The sequence below is a fragment of the Nocardioides sp. genome, assembly GCF_036493135.1.
Classification (GTDB): Bacteria; Actinomycetota; Actinomycetes; order Propionibacteriales; family Nocardioidaceae; genus Nocardioides.
Genome location: NZ_DASXQG010000006.1, coordinates 17890 through 33115, shown reverse-complemented (window position 1 = coordinate 33115; position 15226 = coordinate 17890). Strand labels below are relative to the sequence as shown.

The window sequence follows — 15226 nt, the reverse complement described above, 5'->3', positions numbered from 1 at the left end:
GGCGACCACGACCATGCCGAGCACGATCACCCCGGCGAAGACCCACGGGCCCTTGGCCTTCTGGACGTTCCACAGTGCGATCGGGAAGGTGGCCACCACCTGGGTGAAGATCAGGATCGACATGCCGTTGCCGACGCCCCGGTCGGTGATCAGCTCACCGAGCCACATGATCACCGCGGTGCCGGCGGTCATCGTGAGGACCATGACCAGGAAGGTCGTCGTGCTCTTGCTGTAGAGCAGGTCCTCGTTGCAGCCCTGGAGCAGCCTGTTGGAACGAGCGAGCGCCACGATGCCGGTCGCCTGGAGTAGGGCCAGGCCCAGCGTCAGGTAGCGGGTGTACTGCGTGATCTTGGTCTGCCCGGCCTGGCCCTCCTTCTTGAGGGCCTCCAGGCGCGGGATCACCACGACCAGGAGCTGCAGGATGATGCTCGCAGTGATGTAGGGCATGATCCCGAGCGCAAACACGGTGAGCTGCAGCAGCGCGCCACCGGAGAAGGTGTTGATCAGGTTGTAGACGTTGTTGTTGTCGCCGATCCCCTGGATGCAGTCATGCACGTGGCCGACGTTCACGCCCGGTGCCGGGATCTGCGAGCCGGCCCTGAAGATCACGATGACCAGCAGGACGAACAGCAGCTTCTTACGCAGGTCCGGGGTGCGGAACGCGTTCACATAAGCGCTGAGCACTGCATCCTCTTTCCGGGTCTCGCCCCGCGGGCTCGCGACCTGTTGGTAACGCCGTCCGAGCGTCGGCATCGGCCTTCGCACACGTCCGCGAAGACCGCCGGAAGCCTAACAGGGGCCTGCCAGCAGACAGCCTTCGCGGAGAGCACGGAGAGCGCCGGGACGAGCGAGGGCGCGGGCCGCCGGGCGTACGTCGTCCGCGGTCCGCGCCTCGCGCAGCTCATACCACCGTGGCAGTGCCGCCGGCCGCCTCGATCTTCGCCTTGGCCGAGGCGGAGTACGCCTGGACGTTCACCTGACAGGCCACCGCGATGTCGCCCTGGCCGAGGATCTTGACCGGCTGGCCCTTGCGGACCGCGCCCTTGGCCACCAGGTCGTCGACCGAGACGTCGCCGCCCTCGGGGTACAGCTCGCCGAGCCGGTCCAGGTTCACGACCTGGAACTCGACGCGGAAGGGGTTCTTGAACCCCTTCAGCTTCGGCAGCCGCATGTGCAGCGGCAGCTGTCCACCCTCGAAGTGCGCCGGCACCTGGTAGCGGGCCTTGGTGCCCTTGGTACCGCGGCCGGCGGTCTTGCCCTTGGAACCCTCACCGCGGCCGACCCGGGTCTTGGCCGTCTTGGCCCCGGGTGCGGGACGGAGATGGTGCAGTTTCAACGTCACTTCTTCACTCGACTTCCTCGACCGTCACCAGGTGACGGACGGTCTGGACCATGCCGCGGATCTCCGGGCGGTCCTCCTTCACGACCACGTCGCCGATGCGCTTGAGACCCAACGAGCGCAGGGTCTCGCGCTGGTTGGACTTGCAGCCGATGGAGCTCTTGCGCTGCTGGACCTTCAGCTGAGCCATCAGCGCGTCACCTCCGCCGGCGAGTCCGCCGACTCCCTGGCGGCCCTCAGCAGCGCGGCGGGGGCCACCTGCTCGACCGGCAGGCCCCGGCGCGCGGCCACCGTCTCCGGCTGCTCGAGCATCCGCAGCGCCTCGACCGTGGCGTGGACGATGTTGATCTGGTTGGACGAGCCGAGCGACTTGCTCAGCACGTCGTGGATGCCGGCGCACTCCAGGACGGCGCGGACCGGGCCGCCCGCGATCACACCGGTACCGGGAGCGGCCGGGCGCAGCAGCACCACACCGGCGGCCTTCTCACCTTGTACCGGATGCGGGATCGTGCCCTGGATGCGGGGGACCCGGAAGAAGTGCTTCTTGGCCTCCTCGACGCCCTTGGCGATCGCGGCCGGGACCTCCTTGGCCTTGCCGTAGCCGACGCCGACCATGCCGTCGCCGTCGCCGACCACCACGAGGGCGGTGAAGCTGAAGCGACGACCACCCTGGACGACCTTGGCAACCCTGTTGATCGCAACGACGCGCTCGACGTACTGGCTCTTCTCGGCACCGCCGCCGCGACGGTCGTCGCGACCCCGGCCCTGGCGCTCGCCACCGCGCTGTCCGCGCTGGGCTCCGCTCATGAGATGTTCCTCTTCCTTGTCTGTCGTGCTCTGTCGTCGATCAGAAGGTCAGGCCGCCCTCACGGGCGGCATCGGCCAGGGCCGCGATGCGGCCGTGGTACTTGTTGCCGCCGCGGTCGAAGACCACGGACTCGATGCCCGCGCCCTTCGCCCGCTCGGCCACCCGCTCGCCGACCTTCTTGGCCTTGGCGGTCTTGTCGCCGTCCAGCGCGCGCAGGTCGGCCTCCATGCTCGAGGCGGCGACCAGCGTGCGGCCGGCGAGGTCGTCGACCACCTGGACGCTGATGTGCTTGGAGGACCGGGTGACCACGAGTCGCGGACGCTCGGCGGTGCCGGAGATCTTCTTGCGGCCGCGAACCTGACGGTGCAGGCGGGCCTTGACCCGCGACGCGGTGTGCTTGTTCTTGGACAGGGAGATGGCCATGGTCACTTACCAGCCTTTCCGACCTTGCGGCGGACGTGCTCGCCGGCGTAGCGGACGCCCTTGCCCTTGTAGGGCTCCGGCTTGCGCAGCTTGCGGATGTTGGCGGCCACCTCGCCGACCAACTGCTTGTCGATGCCGACGACGCCGAGGCGCGTGGTGCCCTCGACGGTGAAGGTGATGCCGTCGGGCGCGTTGAACGTGATCGGGTGGCTGTAGCCGAGCTGGAACTCCAGCTGCGTGGGGCCCTTGGACAGGACGCGGTAACCCACGCCCTGGATCTCGAGCCTCTTCTCATAGCCCTCGGTGACGCCGACGACCATGTTGTTGATCAGGGTGCGGGTCAGCCCGTGGCGCGAGCGGCTCTCCCGCTCGTCGTCGGGCCGCGTGACGTCCAGGACGCCCTCGTCGTTCCTGGCGACACTGATCGGCGAGACCACCGTGTGGGAAAGCGTGCCCTTGGGGCCCTTCACGGTCACGTGAGCGCCGTCGATCGACACCTCGACACCCGAGGGCACGACGATCGGCATTCGTCCGATGCGCGACATCTCAGTTCTCCTTCGCGGGTCTCGGGCTACCAGACGTAGGCGAGGACTTCCCCACCCACGCCCTTCTGGTTCGCCTGGCGGTCGGTCAGCAGCCCCTGGCTGGTCGAGATGATCGCGACACCCAGACCCCCGAGCACCTTGGGCAGGCCCGTGCTCTTCGCGTACACGCGAAGTCCGGGCTTGCTGATGCGCCGGACGCCGGCGATCGAACGCTCACGGTGGCGGCCGTACTTCAAGGTGATGGTCAGCGTCTTGGCGACGCCGCCGGTCGGGTCGTCGGCCACGTCGTACGACGTGATGTAGCCCTCGGCCTTGAGGATCTCGGCGACCCCGGCCTTCAGCTTGCTGTAGGGCATCGTCACCGCGTCGTGGTACGCCTGGTTGGCGTTGCGCAGACGGGTCAGCATGTCTGCGATCGGGTCGGTCATGGTCATGGTGGTGTCGTTCTCTCTCGTTGTGGTTTCCCGGTGAGTTCCTCGCCGGGACCTGCAGCGTTCGGGTAGGTCGGGGAGGCCTGGGTTACCAGCTGGACTTGGTGATGCCGGGCAGCTCGCCGCGATGGGCCATCTCCCGCAGGCAGATCCGGCACAGGCCGAACTTGCGGTAGACGGCCTTGGGGCGGCCGCAGCGCTGGCAGCGGGTGTAGCCGCGCACCGCGAACTTGGGCTTGCGCGCCGCCTTCACCCTGAGGGCTGTCTTCGCCATGTCAGTTCTCCTTGCTCTGCCTAGATTCCGCTGTCGCGGAAGGGGAAGCCGAGCTGCTTCAGCAGCGCGCGACCCTGCTCGTTGTTCGTCGCGGTGGTCACGATCGTGATGTCCATGCCCCGCGGACGGTCGACCCGGTCCTGGTCGATCTCGTGGAACATGACCTGCTCGGTCAACCCGAAGGTGTAGTTGCCGCTGCCGTCGAACTGGCCGGGGTTGAGACCCCGGAAGTCACGGATGCGCGGCAGCGCCAGCGACAGCAGACGGTCGAGGAACTCCCACATGCGGTCGCCACGGAGCGTGACGTGAGCGCCGATCGGCATGCCCTCGCGGAGCTTGAACTGGGCGATCGACTTGCGGGCCTTGGTCACCATCGGCTTCTGGCCGGTGATGGCGGTCAGGTCGCGGATGGCGCCCTCGATCAGCTTCGAGTCGCGGGCCGCCTCGCCGACGCCCATGTTGACCACGATCTTGGTCAGGCCGGGCACCTGCATGACGTTGGCGATCTCGAACTCGCTGCGCAGCGCGGGGATGATCTCCTCGCGGTAGCGGGTCTTGAGACGAGGCGTGACCTTCTCCTCGGCGACGGTCTCCGTCGCGTTGTCGACAGTGGTTTCGGTCATCTCAGATCTCCTTCCCGGACTTGCGCGAGACACGGACGCTGCGCGTGCCGGCGTACGTCGAGCCGTCGGGGCGCCGCTTGAGGACGTCCTCGCGTCGGAACCCCACGCGGGTCACGCCGTCGCCCTCGACCAGCATCACGTTGGACACGTGGATCGGGGCCTCGGTGGTGATGATCCCGCCGGTGGTGCCACCGCGACCGCCCTGCTGGACGACCTTGGTGTGCTTCTTCACGCGGTTGACGCCCTCGACGATGACCCGGTCGTCGTCACGGAGCACCTGGATCACCTTTCCCTCGGCGCCCTTGTCCTTGCCGGCGATCACCTTGACGGTGTCGCCCTTCTTGATCTTCATCGCGTGCTTCCCCATCTCAGAGAACTTCCGGCGCGAGCGAGATGATCTTCATGAATCGCTTGTCGCGCAGCTCGCGGCCCACCGGGCCGAAGATGCGCGTGCCGCGCGGCTCGCCGTCCTGCCGCAGGATGACCGCGGCGTTCTCGTCGAACTTGATGTACGAACCGTCGGGGCGGCGGCGCTCCTTGGCGGTGCGCACGACCACGGCCCTGACAACGTCGCCCTTCTTCACGTTGCCGCCGGGGATGGCGTCCTTGACCGTGCACACGATCACGTCACCGATGCCGGCGTAGCGACGGCCCGAGCCACCGAGCACCCGGATGCAGAGGACTTCCTTCGCACCGGTGTTGTCGGCGACCTTGAGGCGCGACTCCTGCTGGATCATTTCGCACGCTCGACAATCTGCACGACGCGCCAGCGCTTGGTCGCGGAGAGCGGACGGGTCTCCATCAGCTGGACGCGGTCACCGATGCCGCAGTCGTTGTTCTCGTCGTGGGCCTTGAGCCGCGACGTACGCCGCATGACCTTTCCGTAGAGCGCGTGCTTGACGCGGTCCTCGACCTCGACCACGACGGTCTTGTCCATCTTGTCGCTGACGACCAGGCCCTCACGCACCTTGCGGGCGTTGCGGGTCGCAGCTGCTGTGGGCTCGCTCATGCGTCAGCGCCCTCCTTCTCGGCCTTCTCGCTGTCGGTCTCGTTGTCGTTCTGGTTGTCGCTCGCGTCGGGGTTCGACCGGATGCCGAGCTCGCGCTCGCGCACCACGGTGTAGATCCGAGCGATGTCCTTCTTCACCGTGCGGAGCCTTCCGTGGCTCTCCAGCTGGCCGGTGGCCGCCTGGAAGCGCAGGTTGAACAGCTCCTCCTTGGCCTCGCGCAGGCGGGCCTCGAGGTCGGTGTTGTTCATCTCGTCCAGCTCGTGGGCCTTCACACTGCTGGCCATCAGAACTCACCGGCCTCTCGGGAGATGAAACGGGTCTTCATGGGGAGCTTGTGCTGCGCACGGCGCATCGCCTCGCGCGCGATCGTCTCGTCGACACCGGACAACTCGAAGAGCACGCGTCCGGGCTTGACGTTGGCGATCCACCACTCCTGGGAGCCCTTGCCGGAACCCATCCGGGTCTCGGCAGGCTTCTTGGTCAGCGGGCGGTCGGGGTAGATGTTGATCCAGACCTTGCCGCCACGCTTGATGTGACGGGTCATGGCGATCCGGGCCGACTCGATCTGCCGGTTGGTCACGTAGTGACCCTCGATCGCCTGGATCCCGTAGTCACCGAAGGCCAGACGGGTGCCGCCCTTGGCCGCACCACGCCGGGTGGGGCGATGCTGCTTGCGGTGCTTGAGACGCCGCGGCATCAACATGGCTCAGGCCTCCGATCCGGCGGTCTGTGCGGGGTCGGCAGCGGGCGCAGCCGCGGGCGGGGCCTCGGCGGCCGGGGCAGCCTCGGCTGCCGGCGCGGCACCACGGTCGGCGCGGGTCGGGCGGTTGCCGCGGCTCGGGCGGTCGCCGCCACGGGACGGACGGCCGCTGCGACCGGGGACCCCGGCACGCGCGGCGGCCTGGGCCTGGCGCTCGGCGCGGGTGCCCGCGACCTCGCCCTTGTAGATCCAGACCTTCACCCCGATCCGGCCGAAGGTGGTCTTGGCCTCGTAGAAGCCGTAGTCGATGTCGGCGCGCAGCGTGTGCAGCGGCACCCGGCCTTCGCGGTAGAACTCCGTGCGCGACATCTCGGCGCCGTTGAGGCGGCCCGAGCACTGGATCCGGATGCCCTTGGCACCCGAGCGCATGGTGGTCTGCATGGCCTTGCGCATCGCACGGCGGAACTGCACGCGGCCGCTGAGCTGCTCGGCGACGCCCTGGGCGACCAGCTGCGCGTCGACCTCGGGGTTCTTCACCTCGAGGATGTTCAGCTGGACCTGCTTGCCGGTGAGCTTCTCGAGGTCGCCACGGATGCGGTCGGCCTCGGCGCCGCGGCGGCCGATGACGATGCCCGGCCGCGCGGTGTGGATGTCCACCCGCACGCGGTCACGGGTGCGCTCGATCTCGACCTTGGCGATGCCGGCGCGCTCCATGCCCTTGGACAGCAGCCGCCGGATGGCGACATCCTCGCCGACGTACGACTTGTAGAGCTTGTCGGCGTACCACCGCGACTTGTGGTCGGTGGAGATGCCGAGGCGGAAGCCGTTCGGGTTGATCTTCTGGCCCATCAGGCCTTCCCCTTCTTCCGGTTCGTGGTGCTCTTCTTCGCGGGCGCCGCCTTCACTGGCTCAGGACGGGGCGTCACCACGAGGGTGATGTGACTGGTGCGCTTGAGGATCCGCGTCGCCCGGCCCTGGGCACGTGGGCGCCAGCGCTTCATCGTCGGACCTTCGTCGACCTGGCAGCTGCTGACGACCAGGGAGGCGCGGTCGAGGTCCTCGGTGGTCTCGGCGTTCGCGATCGCACTCTCCAGGACCTTGTAGACGGTCTTGGCGGCGGACTGCGGCGCGAACTGCAGCAGTGACAGGGCGTCGTCCACGGGCAGGCCGTGGATCATCTGCGTCACCCGGCGGGCCTTCATCGGCGTGATCCGCTGGTAACGCGCGCTCGCGAAGGAGCCCGGCTGGTCGCCGAGCAGCGACTCGCGGCGGGCGCTGGTGCGCCGGCGGTCAGTGGTCGGCATCAGCGACGCCTCCCCTTCCGGTCGTCCTTGACGTGCCCGCGGTAGGTGCGGGTGGGAGCGAACTCCCCGAGCTTGTGGCCGACCATCGAGTCGGTCACGAAGACGGGCACGTGCTTGCGGCCGTCGTGCACGGCGATCGTGTGGCCGATCATGGCCGGCACGATCATCGAGCGACGCGACCAGGTCTTGATCACGTTGTGGGAGCCCTTGTCGTTCTCCACGTCCACCTTCTTCATCAGGTGGTCGTCGACGAACGGGCCCTTCTTCAGGCTGCGCGGCATGTGGTCAGTCTCCTCAGCGCTTCTTGCCGGTACGGCGACGACGGATGATCTGGGCGTCGCTGGCCTTGCCCTTGCGACGCGTGCGGCCCTCGGGCTTGCCCCACGGGCTGACCGGGTGGCGACCACCCGAGGTCTTGCCCTCACCTCCACCGTGCGGGTGGTCGACGGGGTTCATGACGACACCGCGGACGGTGGGGCGCTTGCCCTTCCAGCGCATGCGCCCGGCCTTGCCCCAGTTGATGTTGGACTGCTCGGCGTTGCCGACCTCGCCGATCGTGCCGCGGCAGCGGACGTCGACGAACCGCATCTCGCCGGACGGCATGCGCAGCGTGGCGCGCGAACCCTCCTTGGCGACCAGCTGCGCGGAGTTGCCGGCCGAGCGGGCGATCTTCGCGCCGCCGCCGGGACGCAGCTCGATGCAGTGGATCGTCGAACCGACCGGGATGTTGCGCAGCGGCAGGTTGTTGCCCACCTTGATGTCGGCGTTCGCGCCGGACTCGAGCACCGTGCCCTGGCGCAGGTCCTTCGGCGCCACGATGTAGCGCTTCTCGCCGTCGGCGTAGTGCAGCAGGGCGATGCGGGCCGTGCGGTTCGGGTCGTACTCGATGTGCGCGACCTTCGCCGGCACGCCGTCCTTGTCGTAGCGACGGAAGTCGATCAGCCGGTAGGCCCGCTTGTGGCCACCGCCCTGGTGACGGGTGGTGATGCGGCCCTGGTTGTTGCGGCCGCCCTTCTTGGGCAGGGCTCGGGTGAGCGACTTCTCCGGCGTGGTCCGGGTGATCTCGACGAAGTCGGCCACCGAGGAGCCACGACGGCCCGGGGTGGTCGGCTTGTACTTGCGGATGGCCATGTCTACCTCTCAAGCCCGGTCAGGAGACCGGACCTCCGAAGATGTCGATGCGGTGACCCTCGGCCAGGCTGACGATGGCGCGCTTGGTGTTCTTGCGCCTGCCGAGCCCGGTGCGGGTACGACGGGTCTTGCCCTGGCGGTTGATCGTGTTCACCGAGGTGACCTTGACGCCGAACACCTTCTCGACCGCGATCTTGATCTCGGTCTTGTTCGCGTCGGGGCGCACCAGGAACGTGTACTTGTTGGCGTCGAGGAGGCCGTAGCTCTTCTCCGACACCACCGGCGCGAGCAGGATGTCGCGGTGGTCCTTGTGCAGGGTGCTCACTTCGCCTCCTTCTCACCGGCGCGGGTGAAGCCCGCAGCCTCGGCGGCCTCGGCGGTCCTGAAGTAGAACTCCGCCTCGGTCTGCTCGTACCACTGGCCGTCGGGCTCGTGGTACAGGCCGGAGTCGGCGTTGCCCTTGACCTCGTACCCCTTCGGGGCGCCGCCGCTCTTCAGAGGTGCCTTCGCGCCCTTCGGCAGCTCCGGCTTGGCGTCGTCGGCGGTCTCGACCTTCGCCTCGGCCTTCTTCTCGGCCTTCTTCTCGGCCTTCGGCTCGGCCCTCTCCTCGGGCTTCTCCTCGGTCTTCGCCTCGGCGGGAGCCGAGACCGGCTCCGCGGGACGCTCGCTCGAGGACGCCGTGCCACCCACGAACGCGTCGTACGCGCCACGGGTGAAGACCACGTCGTCGGTGGCCAGCACGTCATAGGTGTTGACCTGGTCGACGGCGACGATGTGCACCTCGACCGCGTTGCGCAGCGAGAGCCAGGTCAGCGCGTCGGAGCGCTCCAGCACCACCAGGAAGTTCGCGCGGTCGGAGACGAGGCCGCGGATCGCGGCGAGCGCCGACTTGGTGGACGGGGTGTCGCCGGACACCAGCGACTCGACGACGTGGATGCGGCCATCGCGAGCCCGGTCGGACAACGCGCCGCGGAGCGCGGCGGCGACCATCTTCTTGGGGGTGCGCTGGGCGTAGCTGCGCGGCCGCGGACCGTGGACGATGCCACCGCCGGCGAACTGAGGAGCGCGGGTCGAGCCCTGCCGGGCGCGGCCGGTGCCCTTCTGCTTGTAGGGCTTGCGGCCACCGCCGCGGACCTCGCCGCGGGTCTTGGTGGAGTGGGTGCCCTGGCGGGCGGCCGCCCGCTGGGCCACCACGACCTGGTGGATCAGCGGGATGTTGACCTCGACGTCGAATATCTCGGCGGGGAGGTCGACCTTCACGACGGTGGCGTTCGAGGACGAGCCGGACTCGGAGGCCGCCTTCTTGGTGGTGGTCGCCATGATCAGTCCTCCTTCTGCAGGCTCTTGGCGGCGGAGCGGAGCACGATGAGCCCGCCCTTGGGGCCGGGAACGGCGCCCTTGAGCATGATCAGGCCCTTCTCCGTGTCGACCGCGTGGACGACGACGTTCTGGGTGGTCACGCTGTCGCTACCCATCCGGCCGGACATCCGGACGCCCTTGAAGACGCGCCCGGGCGTCGCGCAGGCGCCGATCGAGCCGGGCTTGCGGTGGTTCTTGTGGGCACCGTGCGAGGCGCCGACGCCGTGGAAGCCGTGCCGCTTCATGGTGCCGGCGAAGCCCTTGCCCTTCGTGGTGCCGGTGACGTCGATGACGTCACCCGCGGCGAAGGTGTCGGCGGGGAGCTCCTGGCCGACGGTGTAGGAGCCGGCGTCCGAGGTGCGGATCTCCGCGACGTGGCGCCGCGGGGTCACCCCGGCCCGCACGAACTGACCGGCCTCTGGCTTGGTGACCTTGCGGGAGTCGATCTCGCCGAAGCCGACCTGGATGGCGTTGTAGCCGTCGGACTCGGGCTTGCGCACCTGCGTCACGACGTTCGTGGACGCCGCGACGACGGTCACCGGGACGATCCGGTTGTTGTCGTCCCACATCTGGGTCATGCCGAGCTTGGTGCCCAGCAACCCCTTCACGTTTCGCTCAACAGTCATCTCAGCAGCCCTCAGAGCTTGATCTCGATGTCGACGCCGGCAGGGAGGTCGAGGCGCATCAGGGAGTCGACGGTCTTCGGGGTGGGGTCGATGATGTCGATCAGCCGCTTGTGCGTGCGCATCTCGAAGTGCTCGCGCGAGTCCTTGTACTTGTGAGGCGAGCGGATGACGCAGTACACGTTCTTCTCGGTCGGCAACGGCACCGGGCCGGCGACCTTGGCACCCGTGCGGGTGACGGTGTCCACGATCTTCCGCGCCGAGGTGTCGATCACCTCGTGGTCATAGGCCTTGAGCCTGATGCGGATCTTCTGTCCCGCCATAGGTCTCTCTCGTCCTTCGTGTCGTGCCTGCGAGTCCGTCCGACGGCCCCGGCGGAGCCGCCCGTTTTCGCTGTCCGGCCCGCCTGGATCCCCGACCCCCGAGGTCGGGCGTGTCGCGTTTCGGCGGCACACAGATCTCCGGTGCGGGGATCTGCATCGTGTTGGTGGGCGCCCGGCCCTCACTCATGCAGGGGCCGAGCGATCGGGTCTCCAGGTGCGGCGCGACGTACCACCACAGCGAACCAGCAGGAGACGCGATCCAGAAGTCAAGTACGGCGCACCCCGGCAACCCGCCGGAGCAACCGGACAATCCTGACAGATCGCCCCCGACTGCGCCAAATCCGAGCCCGCCGACCGAGCATGCGAATCATGCCCTGGTCCTCGATCGACCTGACAGGATGGGCGCTCGCGGCGCTCGTCCTGCGCCCGTTCACGAGGGGAGACAGGCGTGTCGGGAGACCAGCCTCCTCCGCCCGGATGGCAGCCCCCACCCGAGCAGCAGCCGCTGTGGGGTCAGCCCGCCGGTGCGCCACCGGGCCAGGTGCCGTACCCCTCGCCGCACGCGCCCGGGCAGTACCAGCAGCCCTACCCGGTCGGCATGCCGGTCGCGCACAAGCCGGGCGCGATCCCGCTGCGCCCGCTCGTGCTCAGCGACATCTTCGACGGCGCGTTCCGGATCATCCGCTACAACCCGAGAGCCACCATCGGCGCCGCCGTACTGGTCTCGGCCGTGGCGATGATCGTGCCGATCGTCGCCGGGCTCGCCAGCGGCTCCACGGGTGGGCTCTCGCCCGACGCCGGCGGCGACTCGCTCTCCGACAGCCAGGTGGTCAGCCTCTTGGTCGCGGCCGGGGGACTCCTGGCCGGCGCCCAGCTGCAGTCGATCGGGCTGTTGTTCGTCTCCGGGATGATCGCCCACGTGAGCTCGGCGGCCGCGGTGGGACGCAAGCTGACCATGGCCGAGGCCTGGGCTGCCACCCGGGGCAAGCGGTGGCGGCTGCTCGGGATGGCGTTCCTGCTCGGCCTCGGCGTGGTCGCCGTCGTGGGGGTGGCCATCGCACTCGTCGTCCTCGTCGCCGTCGGCTTCCAGGCACCTCTCGGTGAGGTGGTGCTGTTCTCGATCCTCGTCGCCGCGATGCTGCTCGTCGGCTACCTGTGGTTCTGGGTGCGGCTGCGGGCCCTGGCGGTCCCCACCCTGATGCTCGAACCGGTCGGCGTCTTCGGGGCGCTCGGCCGCGCCGTCCGCCTCACCCGTCACCAGTTCTGGCGCATCCTCGGGCTGCTGCTCCTGGTGACGCTGGTGGTGGGCGTCGCCGGCGGCATCCTGCGACTCCCGTTCAGCATCGCGGGTCAGGTGTTCCTCACCGCCTCGGCGGACGCCGGACACGGCCTGCTGATCTACCTCCTGCTGACCGCCGTCGGCACCATCATCTCGTCGGCCGTGCTCCAGCCGTTCACGGCGGCCGTGTCGGCCCTGCTGTACATCGACCAGCGCATCCGCAAGGAGGCCTACGACGTCGAGCTGCTCGGCCGGGCCGGGGTCCTGCCCGGCTGATGCTCGCCCCCGACCCTCCCCTGCAGCCTTCCGGTGACGAGGGCCGGCGACTCCTGCGCGACGAGCTCGTCCACGGCGAGTACCACCGCCAGCACGTCCTCCAGCGCCTGATCGACTGGCTCTGGCGCCACCTCCAGGACGGCGTGGGTGCCGCATCGGGAAGCAGCGGCGTCACCGCCTTCGTCACGATGCTGGTCGCGGCGGCCCTGGTCGTGGGGCTCGCCCTCCTGCTGACCCGCGTACGTCGTGACCGTCGTACCCGGGTCCGCTCCGACGCCGTGCTGACCGGCGACCGGGCCTCGGCCGACGATCTGCGGCGGCTGGCGGAGGCCGCGCTGGCCGAGGGCCGCCACGCCGACGCCCTGGTCGACGCGTTCCGGGCACTCGCCGTTCGCCAGGTCGAGCGCGGCCGGCTGAGCGACCAGCCCGGGGCCACCGCCCACGAGGTCGCGGCGAGCCTGGCCACGTCGTACCCGACCCACGGTGGCCTGGTCGGGCGCAGCGCCGACCTCTTCGACGCGACGCTCTACGGCCACCACCCGGCCCGGCCCGAGGATGCGCACGACGTACTGGACCTCGACGACGCGCTGGCGGGTCCCCGATGAGCTGGCTGGCGAGGCACCGAGGGATGACGCTGGTCGTCGTGGTGGCGGTGGTCGCCGTCCTCGCAGCGGCGTGGGTCGGCCGCAACAACCGGACGTACGCCGCGGCGCTCGACCCGGGCAACCCCGACGGGAAGGGCGCCCAGGCGCTGGCCCGGGTGCTCGACCAGCAGGGCGTCGAGGTCGACGTGGTCCGCTCCGCGGCTGCCCTCGAGCACGCCACCGCCGATGCCTCGACCACGATCGTGGTCACCTCGTCCGGCCAGCTGGGGCGCTCCACGACCGCTCGCCTGCTCGAGCACCAAGGAGCGGCGACGCTCGTCGTGGTCGGACCCGGTCCGGAGCTCGTGCGAGAGCTGGGCGTCGCCTCTTTCCCGATCACGACCGTGCCCAGCGGACCCGTCGCCGCCGGCTGCCCGGCGTACGTCGGGCTGGAGGTGCGGGTGGACGTGGCGGAGACCTATCGGACCCCGGGATGCTTCCGGGGCGAGGGTGGGGTGATGGTGGCCCGGCCCCGGTCGGGTCTGACCCTGCTCGGGGCACCGGCGATGCTCACCAACGACCAGATCCTCGAGGGTGACAACGCCGCGGTGGCGCTGCGGCTCCTCGGCGAGCGCCAGCGGCTCGTCTGGTACGTCCCCTCGCTGGCCGACCTGGGCGGCGCCGACAGCGTCTCGGTGCGGAGCCTCCTGCCCGACTGGCTCGTTCCGGGACTGTGGCTGCTGCTCCTCACCGGCGTGGGCGTGATCGCCTGGCGCGGCCGCCGACTGGGGCCCTTGGCCCGCGAGCCGTTGCCGGTCGAGGTCAAGGCCGTCGAGACGACCCGGAACCTGGGCCGCCTCTACCGCCGCGCGGGAGACCGCGCCCACGCCGCCGAGGCGTTGCGCGCCGCCGCCCGTGCGCGCCAGAGCGAGCGGCTCCGCCTCCCCCACCGGGTCAGCCCCGATCGCCTGGTCGACGCCGTCGCCGCACACACCGGTCGCCCGGTCGCCGAGATCGACGCCCTGATCGGACCGACCGCGTACTCACCCCGTGACGACCAGGAGCTGGCCTCCTTGGCGGCTCTGCTCACCGAGCTCGACAGAGAGGTGTCCCACCGATGACCCTGACGACCAGCCCTGCGAATCCTGGGGACGCACGCGAGCGCCTCGGCGCCGTCCGCACCGAGGTGGCGAAGGCGGTGGTCGGCCAGGACGCCGCGGTGTCCGGCCTGCTCGTCGCGCTGCTCTGCGGCGGCCACGTGCTGATGGAGGGAGTGCCCGGGGTCGCGAAGACCTTGCTGGTCCGCAGCCTCGCGGCCGCGTTGTCGGTGCAGACGCGCCGCGTGCAGTTCACGCCGGACCTGATGCCGGGCGACATCACCGGCTCGATGGTGATCGACAGCAGTCGTGGCGAGCTGACGTTCCGCGAGGGTCCGGTGTTCACCAACCTCCTCCTCGCCGACGAGATCAACCGCACGCCGCCCAAGACCCAGTCGGCGCTCCTCGAGGCCATGGAGGAGGGCCAGGTCAGCGTCGACGGCGTGAGCCACGCCCTGCCGCGGCCGTTCCTGGTCGCCGCGACCCAGAACCCGGTCGAGTACGAAGGCACCTACCCACTGCCCGAGGCGCAGCTCGACCGGTTCCTGATCAAGGTCGTGCTGCCGGTTCCTGATCGGGCGCAGGAGCTGGAGATCGTCGGGCGGCACGCGGCCGGGTTCGACCCGCAGGACGTCGCGTCGTCCGGAGTCATGGCTGTCGCCGGAGCGGCCGACATCGAGGCCGGCCGGCGCGCCGTACGCGAGGTCCAGGTCTCCCCCGAGGTGGCCGGCTACGTCGTCGACGTCGCTCGCGCCACCCGCCAGGCGCCCTCCCTCGGCCTCGGCGCCAGCCCGCGCGGCGCGGTGGCCCTGATGCGGACCGCCCGCGCCTGGGCGTGGCTGTCGGCACGCGACTTCGTGACCCCGGACGACGTCAAGGCGCTGGCCCAGGCCACGCTCGCGCACCGCCTGACCCTGCGGCCCGAGGCGGAGCTCGAGGGCGTCGACGTGGCGGCGGTGCTCTCCTCGGCCCTCGGCTCTGTGCCCGTCCCCCGCTGATGTCAACCCACGACGTTCTTCGTCTCCCCCGCTCCGCTCCTCCGCCGCACAACGCCACGGGGACCCCGACTCCTCGGCGGATGAGGTCGCACACCAACTG

Annotated in this window: 26 protein-coding genes; 4 read left to right on the top strand and 22 right to left on the bottom strand. The window is 69.7% G+C overall.

Annotation, left to right across the window (positions count from 1 at the left end):
- The 22 genes from VGJ24_RS00950 to rpsJ form a co-directional block, all read right to left on the bottom strand.
- Nucleotides 1-684, bottom strand: a 684-nt coding sequence (locus tag VGJ24_RS00950) for a preprotein translocase subunit SecY (RefSeq protein ID WP_414691028.1), incomplete at its 3' end; no start/stop codon positions are given.
- A gap of 217 nt (nt 685-901) precedes the next feature.
- The gene (rplO, locus tag VGJ24_RS00945; protein ID WP_331498561.1) at nt 902-1342 is read right to left on the bottom strand and encodes a 50S ribosomal protein L15; all 441 of its coding nucleotides are present in this window, start codon (nt 1340-1342) and stop codon (nt 902-904) included.
- A gap of 4 nt (nt 1343-1346) precedes the next feature.
- Entirely contained in the window at nt 1347-1529 is a 183-nt protein-coding gene (rpmD, locus tag VGJ24_RS00940) for a 50S ribosomal protein L30 (protein WP_331498560.1), read from the bottom strand.
- Nucleotides 1529-2146 (bottom strand): 30S ribosomal protein S5, encoded by a 618-nt coding sequence (gene rpsE / locus VGJ24_RS00935; RefSeq protein WP_331498559.1) that lies wholly within the window; start codon nt 2144-2146, stop codon nt 1529-1531. The genes rpmD and rpsE overlap by 1 nt, the downstream gene beginning before the upstream one ends.
- 40 nt (nt 2147-2186) lie before the next feature.
- A complete protein-coding gene (gene rplR, locus VGJ24_RS00930; protein WP_331498558.1) occupies nt 2187-2570 on the bottom strand; it encodes a 50S ribosomal protein L18 in 384 nt (127 codons plus the stop codon).
- 2 nt (nt 2571-2572) lie between these two features.
- Entirely contained in the window at nt 2573-3115 is a 543-nt protein-coding gene (gene rplF / locus VGJ24_RS00925) for a 50S ribosomal protein L6 (protein ID WP_331498557.1), read from the bottom strand.
- Nucleotides 3116-3141: 26 nt separating this feature from the next.
- Nucleotides 3142-3549, bottom strand: coding sequence for a 30S ribosomal protein S8 (rpsH, locus tag VGJ24_RS00920; protein ID WP_331498556.1), 408 nt, complete (start codon nt 3547-3549; stop codon nt 3142-3144).
- A gap of 85 nt (nt 3550-3634) precedes the next feature.
- Nucleotides 3635-3820 (bottom strand): type Z 30S ribosomal protein S14, encoded by a 186-nt coding sequence (locus tag VGJ24_RS00915; RefSeq protein ID WP_151084464.1) that lies wholly within the window; start codon nt 3818-3820, stop codon nt 3635-3637.
- 20 nt (nt 3821-3840) lie between these two features.
- Entirely contained in the window at nt 3841-4443 is a 603-nt protein-coding gene (gene rplE, locus VGJ24_RS00910; protein WP_331498554.1) for a 50S ribosomal protein L5, read from the bottom strand.
- A gap of 1 nt (nt 4444) precedes the next feature.
- Complete coding sequence (gene rplX, locus VGJ24_RS00905; RefSeq protein ID WP_331498553.1) at nt 4445-4810, bottom strand: 50S ribosomal protein L24; 366 nt, start codon at nt 4808-4810, stop codon at nt 4445-4447.
- A 1-nt stretch (nt 4811) separates the two neighbouring features.
- Nucleotides 4812-5180, bottom strand: a complete 369-nt coding sequence (rplN, locus tag VGJ24_RS00900) for a 50S ribosomal protein L14 (RefSeq protein WP_329649093.1) — start codon at nt 5178-5180, stop codon at nt 4812-4814.
- The gene (rpsQ, locus tag VGJ24_RS00895; protein ID WP_331498552.1) at nt 5177-5452 is read right to left on the bottom strand and encodes a 30S ribosomal protein S17; all 276 of its coding nucleotides are present in this window, start codon (nt 5450-5452) and stop codon (nt 5177-5179) included. The genes rplN and rpsQ overlap by 4 nt, the downstream gene beginning before the upstream one ends.
- Complete coding sequence (rpmC, locus tag VGJ24_RS00890) at nt 5449-5736, bottom strand: 50S ribosomal protein L29 (protein ID WP_331498551.1); 288 nt, start codon at nt 5734-5736, stop codon at nt 5449-5451. The genes rpsQ and rpmC overlap by 4 nt, the downstream gene beginning before the upstream one ends.
- Complete coding sequence (gene rplP / locus VGJ24_RS00885) at nt 5736-6155, bottom strand: 50S ribosomal protein L16 (protein WP_331498550.1); 420 nt, start codon at nt 6153-6155, stop codon at nt 5736-5738. Before rplP ends, rpmC begins: the two co-directional genes overlap by 1 nt.
- 3 nt (nt 6156-6158) lie before the next feature.
- Nucleotides 6159-7001, bottom strand: coding sequence for a 30S ribosomal protein S3 (gene rpsC, locus VGJ24_RS00880; RefSeq protein WP_331498549.1), 843 nt, complete (start codon nt 6999-7001; stop codon nt 6159-6161).
- On the bottom strand, nt 7001-7456 hold the full coding sequence (gene rplV, locus VGJ24_RS00875) for a 50S ribosomal protein L22 (protein ID WP_331498548.1): 456 nt from the start codon (nt 7454-7456) through the stop codon (nt 7001-7003). The genes rpsC and rplV overlap by 1 nt, the downstream gene beginning before the upstream one ends.
- Nucleotides 7456-7737: a 30S ribosomal protein S19 gene (rpsS, locus tag VGJ24_RS00870; protein WP_331498547.1), complete on the bottom strand. Its 282-nt coding sequence runs from the start codon at nt 7735-7737 to the stop codon at nt 7456-7458. Before rpsS ends, rplV begins: the two co-directional genes overlap by 1 nt.
- Nucleotides 7738-7750: 13 nt before the next feature.
- On the bottom strand, nt 7751-8587 hold the full coding sequence (gene rplB / locus VGJ24_RS00865) for a 50S ribosomal protein L2 (protein ID WP_331498546.1): 837 nt from the start codon (nt 8585-8587) through the stop codon (nt 7751-7753).
- A gap of 19 nt (nt 8588-8606) precedes the next feature.
- Nucleotides 8607-8912: a 50S ribosomal protein L23 gene (rplW, locus tag VGJ24_RS00860; protein ID WP_331498545.1), complete on the bottom strand. Its 306-nt coding sequence runs from the start codon at nt 8910-8912 to the stop codon at nt 8607-8609.
- Nucleotides 8909-9907 (bottom strand): 50S ribosomal protein L4, encoded by a 999-nt coding sequence (gene rplD / locus VGJ24_RS00855; protein ID WP_331498543.1) that lies wholly within the window; start codon nt 9905-9907, stop codon nt 8909-8911. Before rplD ends, rplW begins: the two co-directional genes overlap by 4 nt.
- 2 nt (nt 9908-9909) lie before the next feature.
- Entirely contained in the window at nt 9910-10572 is a 663-nt protein-coding gene (gene rplC, locus VGJ24_RS00850; RefSeq protein WP_331498542.1) for a 50S ribosomal protein L3, read from the bottom strand.
- Between the two features lie 11 nt (nt 10573-10583).
- Nucleotides 10584-10892 carry a 30S ribosomal protein S10 gene (gene rpsJ / locus VGJ24_RS00845; RefSeq protein WP_008360994.1) on the bottom strand — a complete coding sequence of 103 codons (309 nt, stop codon included), beginning with the start codon at nt 10890-10892 and terminating at the stop codon, nt 10584-10586.
- A 448-nt stretch (nt 10893-11340) separates the two neighbouring features.
- Between rpsJ and VGJ24_RS00840 the strand changes: the two genes are divergently transcribed.
- From VGJ24_RS00840 to VGJ24_RS00825, 4 genes are read left to right on the top strand one after another with little or no spacing between them, the layout of a single operon-like run.
- Complete coding sequence (locus VGJ24_RS00840; RefSeq protein WP_331498541.1) at nt 11341-12447, top strand: DUF7544 domain-containing protein; 1107 nt, start codon at nt 11341-11343, stop codon at nt 12445-12447.
- Nucleotides 12447-13052, top strand: a complete 606-nt coding sequence (locus VGJ24_RS00835; protein ID WP_331498540.1) for a DUF4129 domain-containing protein — start codon at nt 12447-12449, stop codon at nt 13050-13052. Before VGJ24_RS00840 ends, VGJ24_RS00835 begins: the two co-directional genes overlap by 1 nt.
- 23 nt (nt 13053-13075) lie before the next feature.
- Nucleotides 13076-14152 carry a DUF4350 domain-containing protein gene (locus VGJ24_RS00830; protein WP_331498539.1) on the top strand — a complete coding sequence of 359 codons (1077 nt, stop codon included), beginning with the start codon at nt 13076-13078 and terminating at the stop codon, nt 14150-14152.
- Nucleotides 14149-15126, top strand: a complete 978-nt coding sequence (locus VGJ24_RS00825; RefSeq protein WP_331498537.1) for a MoxR family ATPase — start codon at nt 14149-14151, stop codon at nt 15124-15126. Before VGJ24_RS00830 ends, VGJ24_RS00825 begins: the two co-directional genes overlap by 4 nt.
- Nucleotides 15127-15226: the final 100 nt, after the last annotated feature.

Bases quoted from the DNA above. Each gene is read 5' to 3' on its own strand.
- rpmD (WP_331498560.1), bottom strand. From the start codon at position 1,529: ATGGCTCAGCTGAAGGTCCAGCAGCGCAAGAGCTCCATCGGCTGCAAG.
- rpsE (WP_331498559.1), bottom strand. From the start codon at position 2,146: ATGAGCGGAGCCCAGCGCGGACAGCGCGGTGGCGAGCGCCAGGGCCGG.
- rplR (WP_331498558.1), bottom strand. From the start codon at position 2,570: ATGGCCATCTCCCTGTCCAAGAACAAGCACACCGCGTCGCGGGTCAAG.
- rplF (WP_331498557.1), bottom strand. From the start codon at position 3,115: ATGTCGCGCATCGGACGAATGCCGATCGTCGTGCCCTCGGGTGTCGAG.
- rpsH (WP_331498556.1), bottom strand. From the start codon at position 3,549: ATGACCATGACCGACCCGATCGCAGACATGCTGACCCGTCTGCGCAAC.
- VGJ24_RS00915 (WP_151084464.1), bottom strand. From the start codon at position 3,820: ATGGCGAAGACAGCCCTCAGGGTGAAGGCGGCGCGCAAGCCCAAGTTC.
- rplE (WP_331498554.1), bottom strand. From the start codon at position 4,443: ATGACCGAAACCACTGTCGACAACGCGACGGAGACCGTCGCCGAGGAG.
- rplX (WP_331498553.1), bottom strand. From the start codon at position 4,810: ATGGGGAAGCACGCGATGAAGATCAAGAAGGGCGACACCGTCAAGGTG.
- rplN (WP_329649093.1), bottom strand. From the start codon at position 5,180: ATGATCCAGCAGGAGTCGCGCCTCAAGGTCGCCGACAACACCGGTGCG.
- rpsQ (WP_331498552.1), bottom strand. From the start codon at position 5,452: ATGAGCGAGCCCACAGCAGCTGCGACCCGCAACGCCCGCAAGGTGCGT.
- rpmC (WP_331498551.1), bottom strand. From the start codon at position 5,736: ATGGCCAGCAGTGTGAAGGCCCACGAGCTGGACGAGATGAACAACACC.
- rplP (WP_331498550.1), bottom strand. From the start codon at position 6,155: ATGTTGATGCCGCGGCGTCTCAAGCACCGCAAGCAGCATCGCCCCACC.
- rpsC (WP_331498549.1), bottom strand. From the start codon at position 7,001: ATGGGCCAGAAGATCAACCCGAACGGCTTCCGCCTCGGCATCTCCACC.
- rplV (WP_331498548.1), bottom strand. From the start codon at position 7,456: ATGCCGACCACTGACCGCCGGCGCACCAGCGCCCGCCGCGAGTCGCTG.
- rpsS (WP_331498547.1), bottom strand. From the start codon at position 7,737: ATGCCGCGCAGCCTGAAGAAGGGCCCGTTCGTCGACGACCACCTGATG.
- rplB (WP_331498546.1), bottom strand. From the start codon at position 8,587: ATGGCCATCCGCAAGTACAAGCCGACCACCCCGGGCCGTCGTGGCTCC.
- rplD (WP_331498543.1), bottom strand. From the start codon at position 9,907: ATGGCGACCACCACCAAGAAGGCGGCCTCCGAGTCCGGCTCGTCCTCG.
- rplC (WP_331498542.1), bottom strand. From the start codon at position 10,572: ATGACTGTTGAGCGAAACGTGAAGGGGTTGCTGGGCACCAAGCTCGGC.
- rpsJ (WP_008360994.1), bottom strand. From the start codon at position 10,892: ATGGCGGGACAGAAGATCCGCATCAGGCTCAAGGCCTATGACCACGAG.
- VGJ24_RS00835 (WP_331498540.1), top strand. From the start codon at position 12,447: ATGCTCGCCCCCGACCCTCCCCTGCAGCCTTCCGGTGACGAGGGCCGG.
- VGJ24_RS00830 (WP_331498539.1), top strand. From the start codon at position 13,076: ATGACGCTGGTCGTCGTGGTGGCGGTGGTCGCCGTCCTCGCAGCGGCG.
- VGJ24_RS00825 (WP_331498537.1), top strand. From the start codon at position 14,149: ATGACCCTGACGACCAGCCCTGCGAATCCTGGGGACGCACGCGAGCGC.